Origin of the sequence: Chryseolinea soli (assembly GCF_003589925.1) — a bacterium.
In the GTDB taxonomy this organism is placed as follows: Bacteria; Bacteroidota; Bacteroidia; order Cytophagales; family Cyclobacteriaceae; genus Chryseolinea; species Chryseolinea soli.
The window spans coordinates 5430113-5449447 of sequence record NZ_CP032382.1 but is presented as its reverse complement, the minus strand read 5'-3'; the positions used below and the strand labels follow the sequence as shown (position 1 = coordinate 5449447).

Genomic DNA, 19335 nt, shown 5'->3' with positions numbered 1-19335 from the left:
CAAATATCGTTATAATTTTTGCTTTTCACAAAATCAAATCGGGGCAGAACACTCAATTCTGAAGCGATTTACGAATTCTTCCAGTGGAACGCTACCTTGGTCGCCTTGTCCGTGCTTGCGCACTGCTACCGTCTGATCGGCGGCCTCTTTCTCGCCCACAATGAGCATGAACGGGATCTTCTTGGTTTCCGCATCGCGGATCTTGCGGCCGATCTTTTCGTCGCGGTCGTCCAGTAAGCCCCTGATATCCTGCTCTTTAAGCTTCTCGTAGACCAACTTGGCATAGTCGTTGAAACGCTCGGAAATGGGCAATACGGCGATCTGGTCGGGCGCCAGCCACAGCGGGAAATTACCGGCGCAGTGCTCGATCAACACGGCGACAAACCGCTCCAGCGACCCAAAAGGGGCGCGGTGGATCATCACCGGGGTGTGTTTCTGGTTATCCGAGCCCACATACTCCAACTCGAAGCGTTGGGGTAACTGATAGTCCACCTGGATGGTTCCCAGCTGCCATTGACGGCCCAGGGCATCTTTCACCATAAAGTCCAGCTTGGGGCCATAGAAAGCCGCTTCGCCCTTTACGGCGACGGTGCTCAGGCCTCTTTCATCTGCTGCCTCCTGGATTTCGCGTTCAGCACGCTCCCAGGCGCTGTCTTCGCCGATGTATTTTGCCTTATTCTCGGGGTCGCGCAACGACACCTGGGCGGTATAGTTCTCGAATCCAAGGGATTTGAACACATGCAACACCAGGTCGATTACCTTGACAAATTCTTCCTTCACCTGGTCGGGACGGCAGAAAATGTGCGCGTCGTCCTGGGTGAAGCCTCGCACGCGGGTGAGGCCGTGGAGCTCGCCGCTTTGTTCGTAGCGATACACCGTGCCGAACTCGGCCAGGCGGACCGGCAGGTCGCGGTATGAGCGCGGCTTGGTTCTATAGATCTCGCAGTGGTGCGGACAGTTCATGGGTTTCAGCAGGAACTCCTCGCCTTCATCCGGGGTGTGGATGGGTTGGAAGGAGTCTTTGCCGTATTTCTCATAGTGACCGGAAGTGACATACAGGGCCTTGCTCCCGATATGCGGCGTCACCACGGGGTCGTAGCCGGCTTTGATCTGGGCTTTGCGCATGAATTGCTCCAGGCGCTCGCGCAGGATCGTGCCTTTGGGCAACCACAACGGCAGGCCCATACCCACTCTTTCGGAGAAGGCAAACAGTTCCAATTCCTTGCCCAGCTTCCGGTGGTCGCGTTTCTTGGCTTCCTCGATCAGGTGCAGGTATTCCTCGAGCTCTTTAGCCTTGGGGAATGTAATGCCATAGATGCGGGTAAGCATCTTGTTGTTTTCGTTGTTGCGCCAGTAGGCTCCTGCCACGTTCAGCAGCTTCACGGCTTTGATGAAGCCGGTGTTGGGAATATGCGGACCGATGCAGAGATCGGTGAAATCGCCTTGCTGATAGAAGGTGATCTTGCCATCTTCCAGACCGTTGATGATCTCGATTTTGTAGGGATCGCCTTTCTCGGTAAAGTATTTAAGCGCGTCGGCCTTGGTCACTTCCTTGCGGACGTATTGGCTGTCGCGTTTGGCGAGCTCTTTCATTTTGGCCTCCACAGCGGCCAGATCATCGTCGCCGAAAGGCTTGCCATTGAGGTCGACGTCATAATAAAAGCCGTTCTCGATGGCCGGGCCAGTGCCGAACTTCACCCCCGGATACAATGCTTCCAGAGCCTCGGCCAGCAAGTGGGCCGACGAGTGCCAGAAAGTGGTCTTGCCGGGTTTGTCGTTCCAGGTCAGTATTTTGATGGAGGCATCCGTGGTGATCGGGCGGGACAGATCCCATACCTCTCCGTTTACTTCGATGGCTAATGAGACACGCGCCAGTCCTTCACTGATGCTGGACGCAATTTCGGAACCCTTAACGCCCTGGGGATATTCGCGGACGCTTCCGTCGGGAAGTGATATTTTTACATTCATGGACGTGAACTAAACTACAAAATTAATTCAGGGTGCAAATATGCAACATTAAACCCTGGATTACGCAGATTTTTGAGGAAAGCAGGATTTTATTTCGGTGTAACGGACTGGACTTTTTCCAGGTTATGAAAATCGATCACAGTTGGAATTGAAAGCTGAAGAACACCCCGAACTTACGCACGGGAACATTGGGCTGCTGCTGGTGATCGAGGTAGTTGAGCCGGTGAATGAAATCGATGCGCAAAAACCGGAAGATGTTTTCCACGCCATACCCCAGTTCCACATAGGGTCCCTTGTTGAAATAGCCCACGGGCAAAGTAGGTTCGCCCGACGGCGTATAGGGTGCGATCAACGCTTGGTTGCCCGGGCTCAGACCGCCATAGATGACGTTGGCGGTGCCGAGCAAACGCCATTTTAGTTTCCGGAGCAAAGGGATTCGATTCAGGAACAAGCCCTCGAAGTAGTGACGGTATTGCAACGCGGCATAACGGTCGCTCACAAACTCGCCATAGTTCATGAGGTTGTAGGTCACGCTGTTGTAGAGCGGCGTCTGGTTCCCCAGGTGCAGGCCCAGTAGCGGGTACGGTATGTCGGTGAACACGTATTCTCCCATAAGGTCGACATAGGCCGTGCCCAGTGGGCCAAAGCGGATGCGTTTGAAGAGGCTGAGCCGCAGTTTGTCGTAGTCAAAATCACTGTTGAGGATGCCTTTGAACCCCCGTGTGTAGCGCACTGTGATGATGGGCCAACGCGTGGTGCCGAGGCTGATGCGGTCGTTGTCGGATTGGAGAAAGAGTTCATCGCGGGCGTAGCGCGCTTCGAGGATCATTTCGGCCGATTCAAAATTCTGACTTACAGTAGACGCTGATAGATCTTCGGGGTTGTCGTAATACGCAAAGGCGTAAGTAGGCCGGAAGGTGAAGTAACGGAACCCCACCCGTTGTGTGAAGCCTTTGAAAACCTCGCGTCTAAAATCAACCCGCCCTTCCTGTGTGTAGTAACCGCGGCGGAAATAGCCAAACCGTTGGGAGGCCAGCAACAAGAAGTTGTCGCCGGCGGTTTCGCCGTCGATGCCCACACGCCCCAGGTCGCTGCGGGCCCGGACGGTGAGCGTGGTCCAGTGTTGCCGCGACAGGATGTTCTGGACTTGTGCCGTGTACTTGATCCGTTGATCGCGAAAGCCATAACCCAATTGGCCACCCAGCACCCATTTGTTGCTGAAGTTGATGTTGGTGCGAAATCCCGGCTGTATGCGAACGCCTTCGATATTGTTTACCGCAAAGAGCGCGATGTAGGGGCCAAGGTCAACTTTGCCTACTTTGTAATAGCCGTTGACGGCGATCTTGATCAGGTCGGTGTAGGTGCGCACCACGGGGATGGTTTGCAGCGTGTCGATCATTTTGTAGACGTTCTTCTCCGTGGGCGTGAGCGGCTCGTGGCGAATGGAATCCCAGTATACTTCCTGTTCATTCATGCGCGCATCTTCGGCCATGGTGATGGGCAACTGGTAGAAATTCACTTCATGCGGTTTGTTGACGACGAAGTTCTTGTTGCTGGTGTAGAACTTTGCCAGCATGCCCGCGCTGAAGTTGGTGACTTCACTCACGTCGATGAGCACGCGGTTCTTTACCGGCAACCACGCGCCGCCTTCAACCCGCTCGAGTTCTTGTTGAATTTTTATTTTCTCGACGAAGTTAAGGTTGGCCTGCCGCCCCACGGTGGCGTCGATTTGTTTTAAGGCATAGCCTTCTTTTGTAATCCAGATCGAGCCGGTGAACGCGAGATCTTGCGGACTGCGGGGTGTGAAATCGAGGCGATAACAAAATTGGTCGCCCACATATAAACTGTCCACCAAGTCGTAGTCATAGTACAACCGCCACCCATCGGCAATGGGCGACACGAAATCTTTGGTGACGATGTTGACCCAGTTTTGATAAAAATTGTACTCCTGGAATGAAGAGCCGATCAGCTGCGTTACGGTGGTTCCATCTTCCACGCCGACGCCGTTTACTTTTGAACGCAGAATGTTTTCATAGCGCAACGAAGGGTTGTCGCGGTAGTAGACTTTGGATACGCTTTCGGTGATGAGGATCGGCAAAATGGGCTTGCCATCCTCGCCGGCAATGCGGTCGATGCTGTCGAGCACCTGGGTGATTTTCTGGATAACCTTTCGCTTCCTGAATTTGTCGGTCAGGTTGTCGACGTCTATTTCGATCTTGGTGTAGGTGTCGTATTCATAGGCCACCATTTTGCGTTTATCGTTCTTGTTTTTGTTCTTCACCACATTGCGCAGGATGGCGAACGCCGGGTTTTCGCCCGACAGCACCACCACTTCCTGGAGGCTCTGCGCATTTTCCACGATCTGAAAATTGATGACCTGCTTCTTTCCTTTTACGACGGCTTTTTTTCGCGGCGTGTAGCCGATGTAGGAAACGACGAGCGTGTCGCCCGGGTGAGTGGTGCGGATCTCGTAGTTGCCGTCGAAATCGGTGGTAGCACCCGTCGATGTTCCGGGGAAGATCAGATTGGCAAAAGGTATGGGATCGCCTGAATTGGCATCGGTCACTTTGCCACTGATGGTGGTTTCCTGAGCCTGTGATAGCCAGGGGAGCCCGCACATCAGTACGGTAAAGAGAATAAATTGAACTGAGAATACGTTAGCAACGTCTCTTCGCACGCTGGGGGGATTTATGATTTTCAATCTAAGGATTAACTATGGTTAGCCATCCTAATTTTCTACTGCCGCACGGTGCTGACTTTAATCTGCTCTTTCTCCCCTAAAAAGCGGGGGGCTGTTTTGAGCACATACAGGTCCAAAACAGCTTTTGGCCGGGCCAGGTATTCGCGAAACCGCACTTTCATGGAGGAGTCAAAGTCAGGTTCGTCGGCCACCATGGCCACAGCGTCGATGTTATAGTACCGGCTGATGAATAGAGCCCGATAACTGTGAAAAGGTTGCGTGATGATAATGATCTTGTTCTGACCAAATATTTTTTGGCAGCGCACGACGGAGTCCAGCGTGCGGAGGCCGGCATAGTCGAGGGTGATGGCGTATTCGGGCACACCCATTTTGACAAGCGCTTTTTGCATGGCCATGGGTTCGTTGTAGTAGCGCGACCGGTTATCGCCACTGAGAATGAAATGGTCGATCTTCCCCATGCGGTAGAGCTCCGCGGCTTTCTCCATGCGTTTTTGAAAAAAAGGATTGGAGCCCCCTCCCACGGTCTTGTGGCTCGTGCCCAACACCAACGCTACGCGATGGTCGGGAAGCAGGGTGAGGTCGCTGAAGACTTTGGAGGTTGTGCTGCTCACCACCCAGACGTTGGTGCCGATAACGAAAAGCAGGCATACCCCAATAACGATCAACAAAATTTTCTTCAGCCTGCGCATAGCAAATGGACCCGTTGCCAACAAAGCTACTCAATTGCGCGGAGAAACTCCTGTTCGATCAGGTCCGACTTCCGTACAATTTTCCGATACCACTGCAGCCGTATAGCATCCTTCTCCTCCTCGCTGAGACCAAACGCCGTGCCGGACTGGTGCAGCTTGCTAACGATTGAATTGAGACAAATGGCGACGCTTACCGAGATGTTAAAGCTTTCCGTGAAGCCATACATCGGTATGCGGACCTTCGCATCGCAAAGGGCCAAAGCTTGTTTGGACACGCCGCGCAGTTCGTTACCGAACAATAGCGCCACCTTATTTTGCGAAGCGTCGACTTCGTGGATAGACAGGCCGTCTTCGTCGGGATCGGCGGCCAGGATCTTGTAGCCCTCCCCTTTCAGTTTCTGCACGCAGGCCACGGTGTTGTCTTCTGTTTTGGAGGTGTGGTGGATGATGTCCAGCCACTTGTGCGAACCCTTCAGCACTTTGGGATTGACGCTGTATTTGCTGATGTTTTCCACGATGTGAATGGCTTGCAAGCCCATACACTCGCAGGTGCGCACGACGGCGCTGGCATTTTGCGATTGAAAGATGTCTTCCAGGACCACCGTTACTTGGCGCGTACGCTGGTCCAATACCTTTTCGACGCCTTGCAGCTTATGCTCGGAAATGAATTGGGCCAGGTGGGCCGACACCAGTTTCTCTTCGCGGGTTAGCATACTCCAAACGTAAGGGGGTTGTTCCTGGATTCCATAAAAGCGGTTTGAACGTTGCGTTCCTGAAAATACCGGTCAGCCTAGACGCAGCGCCCGGCCACACCGGTCAACTGAATAAAGCGCCCGCGATGGTGGCCGTCATCATGGTGGCCAGGGTGGCGGCGATCATGGCGCGCAGACCCAACCGGGAGATGTCGGCCTGGCGTGAGGGCGCCATCCCTCCTGTTCCCCCGATCTGGATGGCTATCGAACTGAAATTAGCGAATCCGCACAGCGCATACGTCGAAATGAGTATCGACTTCTCGCTCAACACGCCTGCCGTTTTCATGACGCCCAAATCTGAGTAGGCCACAAATTCGTTGATCACCATTTTTTGTCCCAGCAAGCTTCCCACCGCCAGCGTGTCGTGCCACTCTACACCAATGCAGAAGGCGAACACGCGGAAGACCTGGCCTAAAATATATTGCAAAGAGAAGCCGTCGAAAGTGCCGTTGGTGCTGGTCACGACAAATTCGTTGAGGCCGGTATAGTGGCCGATCAGTCCCACCAGGATCCAGTTCACGGCATAGATCACGGCAATGAAGGCGAGCAACATGGCGCCAACGTTCAGGGCCAGCTTCAACCCGTCCGATGCGCCGATGGCGATGGAGTCGATCAGGTTTACGCCCACGTGGTCTTTGGTCAATTTCAATTCTTTGTCGATGGGTTCGGTCTCCGGCAGGAAGAGCTTTGCCATGACCACCGACGCCGGCGCGCTCATGATGGAGGCCGTGAGCAGGTAGGTGGCAAATTTGGTTTGCTCCGCGGGATCGCTCCCTCCGAGAAAGGAAACGTATGCTCCAAACACGCTCCCGGCAATGGTGGCCATCCCACCGACCATGAGACAGTGCAATTCCGATTGCGTCATGCCCGGAATGAACGGTCTTACCAGCAGGGGTGCTTCCGTTTGTCCCATGAACACGTCGCCGGCAACGGAGAGGCTCTCTGCGCCCGACATGCGCATGGTGCGTGTCATCACCCAGGCAAATACGTATACGATCTTTTGGAGGACGCCCAGATGATACAACCCGGCTGTTACGGCCGAGAAGAAAATAATCGTGGGCAAGGTTTGAAAAGCAAAAAGGAATCCGAGATTGTGGCGAACGCCTTGCACAGCATCCGAGTTTTTGGATAGATCACCATACAAAAACGCCGCGCCCTTCTGGGCAAAACTGAGGAACACGATAAATTTCTCGCTGACGTATTCGAAACCCGACTGCACTGCGTCCACTTTGGCAATGAGCAAACCAAAAACCACCTGTAGGGCGATGCCGGCAGCCACCAGACGCCAGTCTACTGCTTTGCGGTTCGTAGAGAAGAGGTAGGCCACACCCACAATAAATACCAGGCCACCCAGCGCGCGTAAATAATCCATAACGAAGAGCGAAAGCACAACGCTGGTTTCCGCCTTGGCGGACCAGGCATTGTCTTCAAATTGGTTTTAGATTTAGTAATTCGTATACACACAAAAAGCACGAAGGGTCGGATCTTCATGCTTTATGTTATTCTTTTTCTTAGTTCCGTTTGCTCAACTCGTCGCGGATCTTGGCGGCGCGTTCGTAGTCCTCTTTGTCGATGGCGTCTTTGAGGAGCTCGTTCAGCTTTTCGATGGAATAGTTTTTGAAGTCGTCTTTGCGTCCAGCTTCTTTCTTCACCTTGGCTTTGGGTTCTGTTTTGGGCTCGGGCTTGTCTTCTTCCACCTCGTCGGTGAGCACGATGCCGGCTTCGGCCAGGATGTTTTCGTAGGTGTAGATGGGCGAGTCAAAACGCAGGCCGATAGCAATGGCGTCTGAGGGACGGGCATCTACTTCACTTTTCTTGAGGCCATCCGAGCAAACGATCTTGGCAAAGAACACGCCTTCCTTCAGATCGGAGATGATGATCTCATCTACGGTGAAATGAAAGTTGTTGGCAAAGGCTTTGAACAGGTCGTGTGTCATCGGCCGGTTCGGGATGATCTTTTCGATTTCGATGGCTATGGCCTGGGCTTCGAACATCCCGATGATGATGGGAAGCCGGCGGCTGCCTTCGGTTTCACCCAACACCAAGGCAAACGAACCAGTCTGTGATTGACTTGATGATAGTCCGAGTATTTCCAGTTTTATTTTCTTCACTTACTTCGCAGCTTTGATCGCCTCAGTCAATTTAGGAATTATTTCGAAAGCATCGCCAACAATACCATAATCGGCGGCCTTAAAAAATGGCGCTTCCGGGTCTTTATTTATAACCACGATGTACTTCGAAGAGTTTACCCCCGCCAAATGCTGGATGGCTCCCGAAATGCCCACGGCAATGTAGAGTTGGGGTGCAACTTTCACGCCGGTCTGGCCCACGTGCTCGTGGTGCGGCCGCCATCCCATGTCGGACACGGGCTTGCTGCAGCCGGTGGCGGCGTGCAGGGTTTTGGCCAATTCTTCGAGGATGCCCCAGTGCTCGGGGCCCTTCATGCCGCGACCACCCGACACCACGATGTTAGCTTCCGGGAGCAATACTTCGCCGGTGGCCTTTTCGGAGGAGGTGATCTTTGTGGCAAAGTCGGCGTCGCCCAGGGTGACGCTATAGGGCGTTACCTGTACGGGACTTCCAACTTCTTTTATGTCGGCCGCGTTCTTGCGCAGGGCGATCACTTTCTTTTGATTTTTCAACTCCACCCAGGCAAATGCCTTTCCGGTGTAGATGCTGCGTTTCACCACAAAACCGCCGTCGGTCTTGGGGAGCTCTACCACATTGGAGGCCAGGCTGGCGCCAAGCTTGGTGGCCACGCGAGCCGCCACGGGTGTGCCCAACGATGAGTTTGCCAGCACCAGGATGTCTGCGCCTTCGTCCTGGAGCGCTTTCTCCAGCACGGTAGCATAGGCTTGGATGATGCCCTGGCTTAGTCTTTCATCTGCGACGTGCAACACTTTTTGCGCGCCATATTTTCCCAGGGCTTCCAGTTCGGCTTTTTCCACGGCACCGAGGGCGATGGCCGTTACGGGCCCTCCCAGGGCATGCGCATAGGCTACCGCTTCAATGGAAGTCTTTTTGATCTTTCCTTCAGCACTCTCGACAAAAACGAGTATCGCCATACAAGAATTAGGTTAGAAAATTTATGGAATTAAAACGATGAATCGGGATTACAATACTTTGGCTTCGTTCTTCAACAGGTTGACCAACTCCGGCACGTTATCGGCGGGGATCATTTTCACGGATCCTTTGGGAGGTGGCAATTCGAATTTCTGAAGCTTCACGCCGCTGTCGGCGGCTTTGGGTTCGACCACTTTTAACGGCTTGGTCCGGGCCGACATGATGCCACGCATGTTGGGGATCTTCCATTCGGCAATGGGCTCCTGGCATCCGGCCACAAACGGCAACGACACTTCCAGGTATTCCTTGCCCCCTTCGATTTCGCGTGCCAGCTTGGCCTTGGTTCCCTCGAGATCTAGCTTCATGACGGGCGAGATCGAGGGTATGCCCAGCAACTCGGCCACGATGCCGTGCACGACGCCGCTGTTATAGTCGATAGACTCTCTTCCCATGAGGATGAGATCGTAGGGTGTTTCTTTGGCAATGGCAGCGATTTGGCTGGCCACAAAAAATGAGTCGGTGGGTTCGGCATTCACGCGGATGGCGTCGTCGGCGCCGATGGCCAGACCCTTGCGCAATGTAGGCTCGGTGTCGGCAGGGCCGACGTTCAGCACCGTTACCGTGGTGCCGGCAATAGCATCTTTCAATTCGATGGCGCGCGCCAAAGCATAATCATCGTAAGGGCCTATTATAAACTGAACTCCAGTGGTGTCAAACTTCGTATTGTTGTCCGTAAAATTGATTTTTGAAGTCGTATCCGGAACGTGCGTAATGCAAACTAAAATCTTCATCTGGCTCTAAATCAATAAGTTGAAAATTGCTTTTCCAAACTGCGGTCAAGATACAAAAAACCGCTCTCCAAACGCCAAAACGGCCATATTTTTCAAAATGCCCCCTTTGCGACCATACTTCCAGCTTCACAAACACGGCGTCCCTGAGGTTGGTGATGACGACCATCGCGGTGTGCGCGACGGGACTTGCAGGAGCTTTACATTATGTATATTTAATGTACATCATCGCCGTTCGCAAAAGTTATGAAAGCGTTATTTTGTTTCGCCCTGCTGTTACTGCTGTTTCCTTTCCATGCGCAAGGACAACCGGATCAACTTTATAAACTTGAGCTGCGAAAAGAAGTACACCAAATGCCATGGCGCGACAGCGTTTACCGGTTTGCCCATTTTCTTCCCGGCAAGATCACCTTCGACAACAACTTCACCCCCGACCAACAAGTCATGCTCAACTACAACACGTACTTCGAGCACATGTACCTCGTCAATAAAAAAGGCGACACGCTGCAAGTGAAGGACTATAGCCTTGTCAAAATGGTGACGATCGGCGAGGTGAACTTTATCAACGACCCACAACACGGCTATGTCGAAGTAGTGACCCGCACGCCGGTGGCCTTGGGCATAAAACACAACTTCATCTTGCTGGGTGAAGACATGGGCATCGGAAAACCTCCGCTTCTAAAAACCAGCACCGACTTCAGAGGCGTGCGCATCGATTATACCCGCGTGTATCGAAAAGGCGAAGAGTTTTATTTTATTGACATTAACAATGCCACGCACAAGGCCACGCTCGCTGTACTCAACAAATTGTTTCCAAACTACAAAGAAGACATCAAGACGCTGGTAAAAGCCCGCGACCTGAATTTCAGGCGCAAAGAAGATCTGCTGACGCTCCTGGCCTTTTGCAATGGCAAAGTTGCTTCACATCCCTCCGACACCACGCGCCTCCTGCTTTGGAAAGCGCACCAGCCGGCTGCCAGCCTCTGGTGGCGTGACAGCCTGCGACGTTTTCCCAGCTTCATGGAGGGCCGCATCACCTATCGCAGCCAGCGAACGGCAGCGTCGGTGGACCATCTCAATTACAATTTGCTGACCGGAGAGATGGAATCGATCGGACAAGCGGGAGACACTTCTACCCTAAAAAATCAGCAAGAAATCCGGTCGTTGTTTATCGATGATTTTCTGTACTACCACGACGCGGCAAAGGGCTACATTGAAGTATTGATGCAGGGCCCGTTGTCGCTGGGGGAACACAGCCGGTTGAAGATGATCAACGACGAGCTGTCGGCCGAGGCTCGTGCCGGTTCGGCGCCTACCCCCTACTTTGTTCTGAAGCCAGGCGACCGGGTCTACCGGAAAGAGGTCGCCTATTATCTGATCGACAAAGACGCCAGGGTCTACCCCGCTACGAAGGATGTCCTGATCCATTCGTTCTATTCTCAAAGGAATAAAATAGAGGACTATCTGAAAGCAAACGATGTGGATTTTAAAAACGAAAGTGACCTGCGCGCGCTGTTAAGTTTCTGTTATCAGCTTTCGGCAAAAAAATAGGCGCAACCCTGCTTTTTTCAGGATCGAGCATTAAAAAAAAGCACGTGCCTTTTGACGCGTGCTTTTCCTTTTGCAGATAGGATTTCAATACGGTTCGGATCCCGTGTTGGGGCCCATGAAACCACCCCAGTAGGTGTTGGCGGTGTCAAAGTCGTGGGCGTTTGTGCCGGGCCAATGGTCTTTGTCGAAACCCGGGGCGGCTTTCAGGATGTCTTTGTCGAGGTCGAGCACGAAGGCGTGTTCTTCTGCATCGAGGCGAAGTACCCTGAAGGGAAGGGCGAAGAATTTTCCGCCGAGACCGAGGAAGCCGCCGCTTTCCATGACGATGTATTCGATGGTGCCGTCTTCAAGGTTCAGCATGATGTCTTTGATATAGCCCAGCTTCTCGCCTGTGGGGCCAATGATGGTGTCTTTCATGACCGATGATGCCGTGAGCAGCCTGACGGGCGTGTTGGCATGCGCGCCTTCGTGGTTGCGACCAGTGAGGTTGTCTACGTCCAAATTTTCATTTTTCATGACCGTGTGAATTTAAGGGTTGGAAATTTTGTGTACTCTTTCGCGATGGGTGTAAAAATTGTGCCACTCCTTAAATCTCGGTTGGCTTTTGTTTGGTGGAGGGTGGCGTGAAAAACAGTGTGATTAATTCTCTACAGTCGGTTCAAAGCGGGGTGTGGGTACACAGGGGCTAGTCGGTTAGTCGTTAGTCCTAAGTACTCAAGACTAAGGACTAACGACTAAACTGGGAACTTATAGCATCATAATTCCGCTTATATTTGGCAGCACCCGCTATGACGACACTGACCCGCGAAGAAACTATACGCTACAGCCGCCACCTCGCGCTCCGGGAATTTGGCCTGGAGAACCAACTGAAGCTGAAGCAAGCCAAAGTTTTGGTGGTAGGCGCAGGCGGCCTGGGCTCCCCTGCCCTTCTCTACCTGGCCGCCGCCGGCATCGGCACGCTGGGCATCGCGGACGGCGACACGGTGGACCTCTCTAACCTGCAACGCCAGATCCTCTTCACCGTCGACGACATCGGGCACAACAAAGCCCAAAGCGCCCGCACCAGACTCTCCCGGCTCAACCCCGGCATCACTATCCATCCCTATCCGACCGCCCTCACATCGTCCAACGCACTCGACGTGCTGAAAGACTACGACGTGGTGATCGACGGCACCGATAATTTCCCGACGCGCTATTTATTGAACGACGCCTGTGGTCTGCTTGGCAAGCCGCTGGTGTATGGCTCCATTCTTCGCTTCGAGGGGCATGTCTCTGTTTTTAATCTTTCACAGAAAGACGGTCACCGCAGCGCCAACTACCGCGACCTTTTCCCGGAGCCGCCCGATCCATCGAGTGTGCCAAATTGCGAGGAGGCCGGTGTGCTCGGTATTTTGCCGGGCATGGTGGGCACCATGCAGGCGGCCGAGGCCATCAAGATCATTACCGGGCTGGGCGAACCGCTGGCCGAGAAGCTGGCCATCGTGGATGCGTTGAGTATGAATGTCACCATTATCCGTTATCACCCGCAGCGCGATCGCTACGTTATTACCACACTGATAGATTATGAAGATTTTTGTGGTTTAAATCAGCATAAAAATAAATCTTTGACTTTTAACGAACGTGAAATTATGAAGGAGATTACCGTACAAGAACTGAAACAACTCATGGACTCCGGCGCCGACTTTCAACTGATCGACGTCCGCGAGCCCCACGAATACGAAGCCGCCAACCTGGACGGCGAACTGATTCCCCAAGGCGACATCCCGTCGAGCGTAGACAAGATCTCGCGTGACAAAAAAGTGGTGATCCACTGCCGGAGCGGTGCACGCAGCGGCAACATGGTGCAGTGGCTGGAAAAAAATCATAAGTTTGAAAATCTTTACAACCTGAAGGGCGGTATTCTCGCCTGGGCGAGAGAGATCGATCCGGAGATGCATGTTTCTTGAGCAAAGAGTCTACGCAATCGTTGCATCTTAGGTGTTAAAACATTGAAGCCGTCTCAGATTTGAGGCGGCTTTTTTATTTGGGCTTGCGTTGGTGTCTGCGCTCTATCGGTGTCGTTGCAACCTGTTGTCCGTAGTGCACGTACAATCAGTATCCCTCTGCTACATCCTAATCCTAGGTCAAAATGAAGAAGAGGGTCAAACTCTTATTTACTCCTATTCTTGCCTATGGCGTCTTCGTCGCCTTCAATGCATTCACCCGCAATTCAGGTTTTAGCTTATTGATGACTTTTACCGTTACTATCTTTTTTCTCTGGATGATCTTCCGGGATGCTGAGGGATGATTTGCGTGTGGGTTCAGTGGAATACGCGTTAGGCTAAGACGGCATTTCGTTGGCGACGAACGATATTTCGTTGAGCACCGAGTCTGACACTTGGTTGATGGGCATGTAATCCAGTATTCAATTTATAGAAATAGCGCAAGCATACCCTCAAAAAAGAAGTCGCATTCACGGCTTCTGCATCAATTTATTCCGGTCGACAATTTTCCCCTCAACGATCAAAAGACTAATCGCTTTTAGATGCTTCAGCGAGGTCACCGGGTTTTGATCGAGCACCAGGATGTTGGCGTCTCTTCCCGTCTCCACTTTGCCAATCGACGTCCATTCCCACAATAAAGAAAAATTATGAGTAGCCGCAGCAAGGGCCTGGCGATTGGTGAGCCCAAAGTGCGAGAGCATGGCCAGTTCGTTGTGAAGGGAAATGCCGGGTAGCGTACCAAAGGCATCGGTACCCGTTCCCGTGATATAGCGCACCCCCTGCTTAGCAAAAACCTTGTCGATCTCGACCAGCGCGGGCACAGCGTGCTGCCGCACAGGCGACGGATTTTTTGGTTTCCCTGTGCTCTTGTCCAACGGCTCGAACTCGATCGTTCGCTCGTCGATGATGGAGGCGATCGGCTCCAGCCAGGGGTTGGTGGCAAATTCCATCTCAGGATATTGTATCATACCTGCAGTAGAAATCAACCCGATGCGATGATCGCGATACAGCTTCGACAGCTCCAACAGTTTTGGGTCGTCAGCTATATTTTTTTGACCGGTAATGTATTCATAATAAGCCCTTGCCGGCGGACCAAACGGAGATGTGCTATAGACCTTTCGCAACGAGTCGGGCAACATATCGGCCGAATAGCGCGATGTGTGCACGAAGCTCTGAATGCCGGCCTGAACCGCTTCCCGGTAAGACGACAAGCCCAACTCGCCAATCGTTGCGATCTTGTTTCGCTTACAAGCTGCAACAATGGCCGGAAGTTGCGCGGGCACAACCGCATAATGAACGAGTAACACCTTCACTCCCGCCTTCCCCAGCGAGTCGATATCATGATCTATTTCTTCTTTACTCCATGACCGAACAATCTCAAAACCGGCATTCTCCACGCCGCCCACGCTAACTCGCTTGGACTTCGCCCCCCAGTAGGCATCGAGTATGATCTTGTGGGGGGAGGGATTGACCGTCCAATCAATTTTTCCACGGCGGTTATCCTCTGTCATGACCGCGGTGGTCACCCCCATGTACAGGTAGGCGTTCGCATAGGCTTGGTCGTTGATGATGCCAAAGCAATCGATCAACCCAGGAACGATATATTTTCCTGAGACGTCGATCACTTTGGCTCCTTTTGGAACCTTCACTGACGATGCGCTGCCTGCAGCTTTGATCCGGCCTCCCTCGATCACCACCGTAGCGTTGGAGATGTCGCGTTCGGAATTACCAAAGTCTGTGACGTCTATGATTGTTCCGCCTTTCAGTACAAGGACTTCTTGTTGGGCTATGGCACACTGACATAGAACCAGTGTGATGAGTAACAGGTAAAGTTTCTTCGCAGGCATAAGAAGGTCGTTTAGGGTTCTCAACGATGAATTTAAGTAGTTTTCAACGCATTTCTTATCCCAGAATTCGTGTGAGATCTTTTGTACGCGGAATAAACCAATCGGTGCCCGTCTCAACTACGTCATTTCAGTCAATATCATTCCAGTGCTGAAATAGCTGAATTCGTAATACGTGAAAAAATATTTCATATACCTTGACGGAGGATGAGTGCTATTTACTACCCTGCTGACATTCTAATAATTGTATTCGCATGGAATCAAGTAATTGACGGTTCTATGGTTTTCTTGACGTGTGCGATCACTTTGTTTTTTTTGTGCGTAAGCAAAAAACACTAGCAAAACACTAAATACTAGCAAAATGATAATTGATATCGTTTTAAAGTTTTTCATATCATCACATAAGTTTTAAATATGTTCATTGAAGTCATTCCGAATTCAATTCTTCAGATATGCCCTTTCAATATGAAAGTCAGCCTCCTCTTAAAATCAAGATAGATCGTTATGTGCAAATTCCAATCGAGATATTTGTTATCGTTTTTTGAGGAAATATCATCGAGCTCGGCCAGGGATTGCAGTGGAAAGCCCGAAGCGCGCTGGGCTTGAGCGTAGACGGACTTGGAACGGAAAGCCCGGCCCCGAGGCTTCCGAGGGGGGCCGCATGACGCTGATCGTGTGCTTGACGCCAATATAGTGAGGCAGTACCCTGCGCGCTTCGATGCAAGTATTGAGATGTGTGCGCCATGAACGTGCGCATCCTTGACATAGGGCGAGCGTGGCGCAGATGTATGGGGTGTCTCGCTACCCCAGGCTAAAGCCTGGGGTTATGGAGATGATGGGGATTCCTTTACCAATAGTGAATCCTGGCATTAATATGTTGCGGACCGCTGATTCGGGCTAAGGCCCTGCGGCAAATCTGCTGATTGAGTGATGTCGACTGGCTACATGGACGATTGAATCGCCTGCTTCACATCATTGATGATGTCTCGCACATCCTCTAACCCTACGGCAATGCGGATCAGCCCAGGCGTGATGCCCACCACGGCGCGCTCCTCGTCCGACAACTTGGAATGCGTTGTCGATGCGGGGTGAATGGCTATGGTGCGTGTGTCGCCAAGGTTAGGTGTATGCGAGATCATTTTCAGCGCGTTCAAAAACTTGCGTCCTTGCTCCAGGCCTCCTTTGATCTCGAACGTGACAATGCCTCCGCCAAGACGCATTTGTTTTTTAGCTAATGCATATTGCGGATGGGAAGGCAGGAATGGATATTTTACTTTGACGACCTGAGGATGGCTTTCGAGGAACTCTGCCAGCTTCAGCGAATTGTCACAATGACGATCCATGCGCACAGCCAACGTCTCAAGGCTCTTGGAAAGGATCCACGCATTGAACGGTGACATGGCCGGTCCGGTGTGGCGTGTGAAGAAGCGAATCTCTTTGATGAGCTCTTTAGTGCCGAGGATGGCGCCACCGATGACGCGGCCTTGGCCGTCCATGAATTTAGTAGCAGAGTGCGTGACGATATGCGCGCCCCACTTGGCTGGTGTTTGCAGATAGGGTGTGGCAAAACAGTTGTCGACGTTGAGGATCAACTTGTGTTTTGCGGCCAGTTTGCCGAGCCACTCCAGGTCGATGAGGTCGAGCGCGGGGTTGGACGGGGTTTCCACGAAGATCATCTTCGTGTTGGGTTGTATTTTGCTTTCCCAGGTTTCGGGTTGATCGATGTCGGCATAGGAATAGGTGATGCCGAAGCGGGGGAAAATCGTATTCAGGATCTGATGGGTTGAACCAAAGACCGAACGGCTGGCCAGTACATGGTCGCCCGATTTTAATAACGCGGCCATGCTGCTCCACATGGCGGCCATGCCGGAGGAGGTGGCGATGCCGTCTTCGGTGCCTTCCATGACGCAGAGTTTGGCGATGAACTCGTTGGTGTTGGGGTTGGAGTAGCGGCTGTAGATGTTGCCGGCGATCTCGTCGGCGAACATGGCGCGGGCTTGTTCGGCGTCGTCGAAAACGAAACTAGAAGTGAGGTACAAGGGGACGGAGTGTTCACGAAACTCCGAGCGCTCGTGTTGTCCGCGGATGGCGTTGGTTTCGAAATAGAATTCTTCTTCCATGGGTGCGTATAAAATCAATAAACTTCTAAAAAATTGTCAATGCCGGTTTAGGGTAAGATCTCGATGGTGTAGGTGATCTTGGCGTTGGCCTCCAGGGTCTTGGCCACGGAGCAATACTTTTCCACGCCGAGGTTTACGGCCCTGGCCACTTTCTCCTTATCGAGATCGCCATAAAGTTTGAAATGGGCGTGTACTTCCGTGTAGACGGAGGGCACTACGTCCTTTTCGCGTTCGCCGGTCACGGTCACCTTGATGTCCCTTAAGGGCTGTTTTTGTTTCTTTAAAATATTGATCACGTCAATGGAGCTGCATCCGCCCATGGCGGCCAGCAGCAGTTGCATCGGGCGCATGCCCAGGTTTTCTCCCCCCACATCGGGCGACGCATCCATCTGGAGTTTGGCGCCCTGCTCGTTGACGGCTTCCATGTGGAAGTTGTCATTCAAACGATTGATCTCGATCTTTACCATACTTTTTAAATTTTGCCGGCCAGAAGTATACCCCTGCCAGCATGCCTAACAAACTGACGATCGTGGCCGGCACAAGGCTGGGCCACGATGTGTCACAAACTTCAAAGATAATCCAAGTAATCATTCCTAACACCATCGACAACAAGGCCCCGGTGCTATTGGCCTTCTTCCAGTAGAGCCCCAGCGTGAGGGGCACAAACAAGGAGACCAGGCTGAGGATGGACGACTCCCCTACCAGTTCGTAGATGTTGGAACGTAAACACGCCATAATGGTGGCGGATGCAGCGAAAATTAAAACACAAATCCGGGTCATCATCAGCAGTTGCTTGTCGGTGTAGCGGTGGCCGATGAGGGGTTTGAGCAGGTTCTCGGAAAAAATCGCGGATGGAGCCAGGATGGACGAGCTGGTGGTACTCATGATGGCCGACAGCAACGATCCGAAAAACAGGATCTGGATGGGCAACGACGTGTGCTGGAGCACCATGTTGGGCAAGGCCAATTGCGTGTCGCCCGCCAGTTGGTCGGGATACAGGTGGCGCACGCATAAGCTGATGAACAAAGGCAACATGGCGACGGACAGATACAAGAATGCGGCAATATAACACGACCACACGGCGGTCCGTTCCGACGACGACGACATGGCGCGTTGATAGACATCCTGCGAAGGCAGCGATCCCAAACCCAGCACCGCCCACATGGCAATGTAGGTGACGATCGCTTTCGGGTTGGGGTCGGGAAGAAATTTCAGGCTTTCCTTAGGCATCTCGGAAAGGACCAGCCCCGCTCCCCCGGCCTTGCCCGCGAGGATGATGGCCAGCACCAGCAATCCCGAAATGATGATGATACTTTGGATGAAGTCGGTGATGGAGATGGCCCACATGCCGCCCACGTAGGTGTAGAGGGTCACCACCAGGGCGCTGACCACGACCCCTTGCCAGGTGGCCAGGCCGGTGACCACGTTGAGGATGATGCCCATCGCCACCAGTTGCGCGGCGGTGTAGCCGATGTAGGGTGGCGCCAGGAAGATGCTGGCGACGCGTTCGGTGCGGCCGCCAAAACGGATCTTAAAATAGTCGCCCAGCGTGAGCAGGTTCATCCGGTAGAGTTTGCCGGCGAAGAAAGCTCCAAAAAGAACGAGGCAAAGCGCTGCGCCAAAGGGATCTTCGATGACGCCATAGAGGCCGCTTTTCAGAAATTCGGAGGAGGCACCAAACACGGTCTCGGACCCGAACCAGGTGGCGAACATAGCGGCCGAGCTGAGCATGAGCGGCAGGCTGCGGCCGGCTAGCATGAAATCGCCCGAGGTCTTCACCTTGCGGGACGCCCAAAACCCCACCAACACCGTAAGCAAAAGGTAGGCGATGATGGAAAAAAGTAACAATGCGCTTGTGCTATTTAGACGGTTAAGGG

At 52.6% G+C, this 19335-nt stretch carries 15 protein-coding genes; 2 read left to right on the top strand and 13 right to left on the bottom strand.

Annotated features, from left to right (window positions below; translation table 11 throughout):
• Positions 1 to 33: 33 nt before the first annotated feature.
• The 8 genes from thrS to D4L85_RS23050 form a co-directional block, all read right to left on the bottom strand.
• Complete coding sequence (thrS, locus tag D4L85_RS23085) at positions 34 to 1968, bottom strand: threonine--tRNA ligase (RefSeq protein ID WP_119756529.1); 1935 nt, start codon at positions 1966 to 1968, stop codon at positions 34 to 36.
• A 136-nt stretch (positions 1969 to 2104) separates the two neighbouring features.
• Positions 2105 to 4645: a DUF5686 and carboxypeptidase-like regulatory domain-containing protein gene (locus D4L85_RS23080; protein ID WP_160143935.1), complete on the bottom strand. Its 2541-nt coding sequence runs from the start codon at positions 4643 to 4645 to the stop codon at positions 2105 to 2107.
• A 59-nt stretch (positions 4646 to 4704) separates the two neighbouring features.
• Positions 4705 to 5358 (bottom strand): SanA/YdcF family protein, encoded by a 654-nt coding sequence (locus D4L85_RS23075; protein WP_119756527.1) that lies wholly within the window; start codon positions 5356 to 5358, stop codon positions 4705 to 4707.
• Positions 5359 to 5384: 26 nt separating this feature from the next.
• The gene (locus D4L85_RS23070) at positions 5385 to 6071 is read right to left on the bottom strand and encodes a TrmH family RNA methyltransferase (protein WP_119756526.1); all 687 of its coding nucleotides are present in this window, start codon (positions 6069 to 6071) and stop codon (positions 5385 to 5387) included.
• 103 nt (positions 6072 to 6174) lie between these two features.
• Positions 6175 to 7482, bottom strand: a complete 1308-nt coding sequence (locus D4L85_RS23065; protein WP_119756525.1) for a NupC/NupG family nucleoside CNT transporter — start codon at positions 7480 to 7482, stop codon at positions 6175 to 6177.
• A gap of 139 nt (positions 7483 to 7621) precedes the next feature.
• Positions 7622 to 8221, bottom strand: a complete 600-nt coding sequence (locus D4L85_RS23060; protein WP_119756524.1) for a bifunctional nuclease family protein — start codon at positions 8219 to 8221, stop codon at positions 7622 to 7624.
• The gene (locus tag D4L85_RS23055) at positions 8222 to 9175 is read right to left on the bottom strand and encodes an electron transfer flavoprotein subunit alpha/FixB family protein (protein WP_119756523.1); all 954 of its coding nucleotides are present in this window, start codon (positions 9173 to 9175) and stop codon (positions 8222 to 8224) included.
• A 48-nt stretch (positions 9176 to 9223) separates the two neighbouring features.
• Positions 9224 to 9964, bottom strand: coding sequence for an electron transfer flavoprotein subunit beta/FixA family protein (locus D4L85_RS23050; protein WP_119756522.1), 741 nt, complete (start codon positions 9962 to 9964; stop codon positions 9224 to 9226).
• Positions 9965 to 10207: 243 nt separating this feature from the next.
• Here D4L85_RS23050 and D4L85_RS23045 point away from each other — a divergent pair, with 243 nt between their 5' ends.
• Positions 10208 to 11512, top strand: coding sequence for a hypothetical protein (locus D4L85_RS23045; protein ID WP_119756521.1), 1305 nt, complete (start codon positions 10208 to 10210; stop codon positions 11510 to 11512).
• Positions 11513 to 11596: 84 nt separating this feature from the next.
• On the opposite strand, the gene D4L85_RS23040 is transcribed toward D4L85_RS23045, so the two are convergent.
• Positions 11597 to 12028: a PRC-barrel domain-containing protein gene (locus tag D4L85_RS23040; RefSeq protein ID WP_119756520.1), complete on the bottom strand. Its 432-nt coding sequence runs from the start codon at positions 12026 to 12028 to the stop codon at positions 11597 to 11599.
• Between the two features lie 272 nt (positions 12029 to 12300).
• Between D4L85_RS23040 and moeB the strand changes: the two genes are divergently transcribed.
• Positions 12301 to 13458 (top strand): molybdopterin-synthase adenylyltransferase MoeB, encoded by a 1158-nt coding sequence (moeB, locus tag D4L85_RS23035; RefSeq protein ID WP_119756519.1) that lies wholly within the window; start codon positions 12301 to 12303, stop codon positions 13456 to 13458.
• A gap of 506 nt (positions 13459 to 13964) precedes the next feature.
• On the opposite strand, the gene D4L85_RS23030 is transcribed toward moeB, so the two are convergent.
• The 4 genes from D4L85_RS23030 to D4L85_RS23015 form a co-directional block, all read right to left on the bottom strand.
• Positions 13965 to 15341: an amidohydrolase family protein gene (locus D4L85_RS23030; protein ID WP_119756518.1), complete on the bottom strand. Its 1377-nt coding sequence runs from the start codon at positions 15339 to 15341 to the stop codon at positions 13965 to 13967.
• A 938-nt stretch (positions 15342 to 16279) separates the two neighbouring features.
• The gene (locus D4L85_RS23025) at positions 16280 to 17458 is read right to left on the bottom strand and encodes a trans-sulfuration enzyme family protein (protein WP_119756517.1); all 1179 of its coding nucleotides are present in this window, start codon (positions 17456 to 17458) and stop codon (positions 16280 to 16282) included.
• A 47-nt stretch (positions 17459 to 17505) separates the two neighbouring features.
• Positions 17506 to 17925, bottom strand: a complete 420-nt coding sequence (locus D4L85_RS23020) for an OsmC family protein (RefSeq protein WP_119756516.1) — start codon at positions 17923 to 17925, stop codon at positions 17506 to 17508.
• Positions 17894 to 19306 (bottom strand): high affinity choline transporter 1, encoded by a 1413-nt coding sequence (locus tag D4L85_RS23015; RefSeq protein ID WP_119756515.1) that lies wholly within the window; start codon positions 19304 to 19306, stop codon positions 17894 to 17896. Before D4L85_RS23015 ends, D4L85_RS23020 begins: the two co-directional genes overlap by 32 nt.
• Positions 19307 to 19335: the final 29 nt, after the last annotated feature.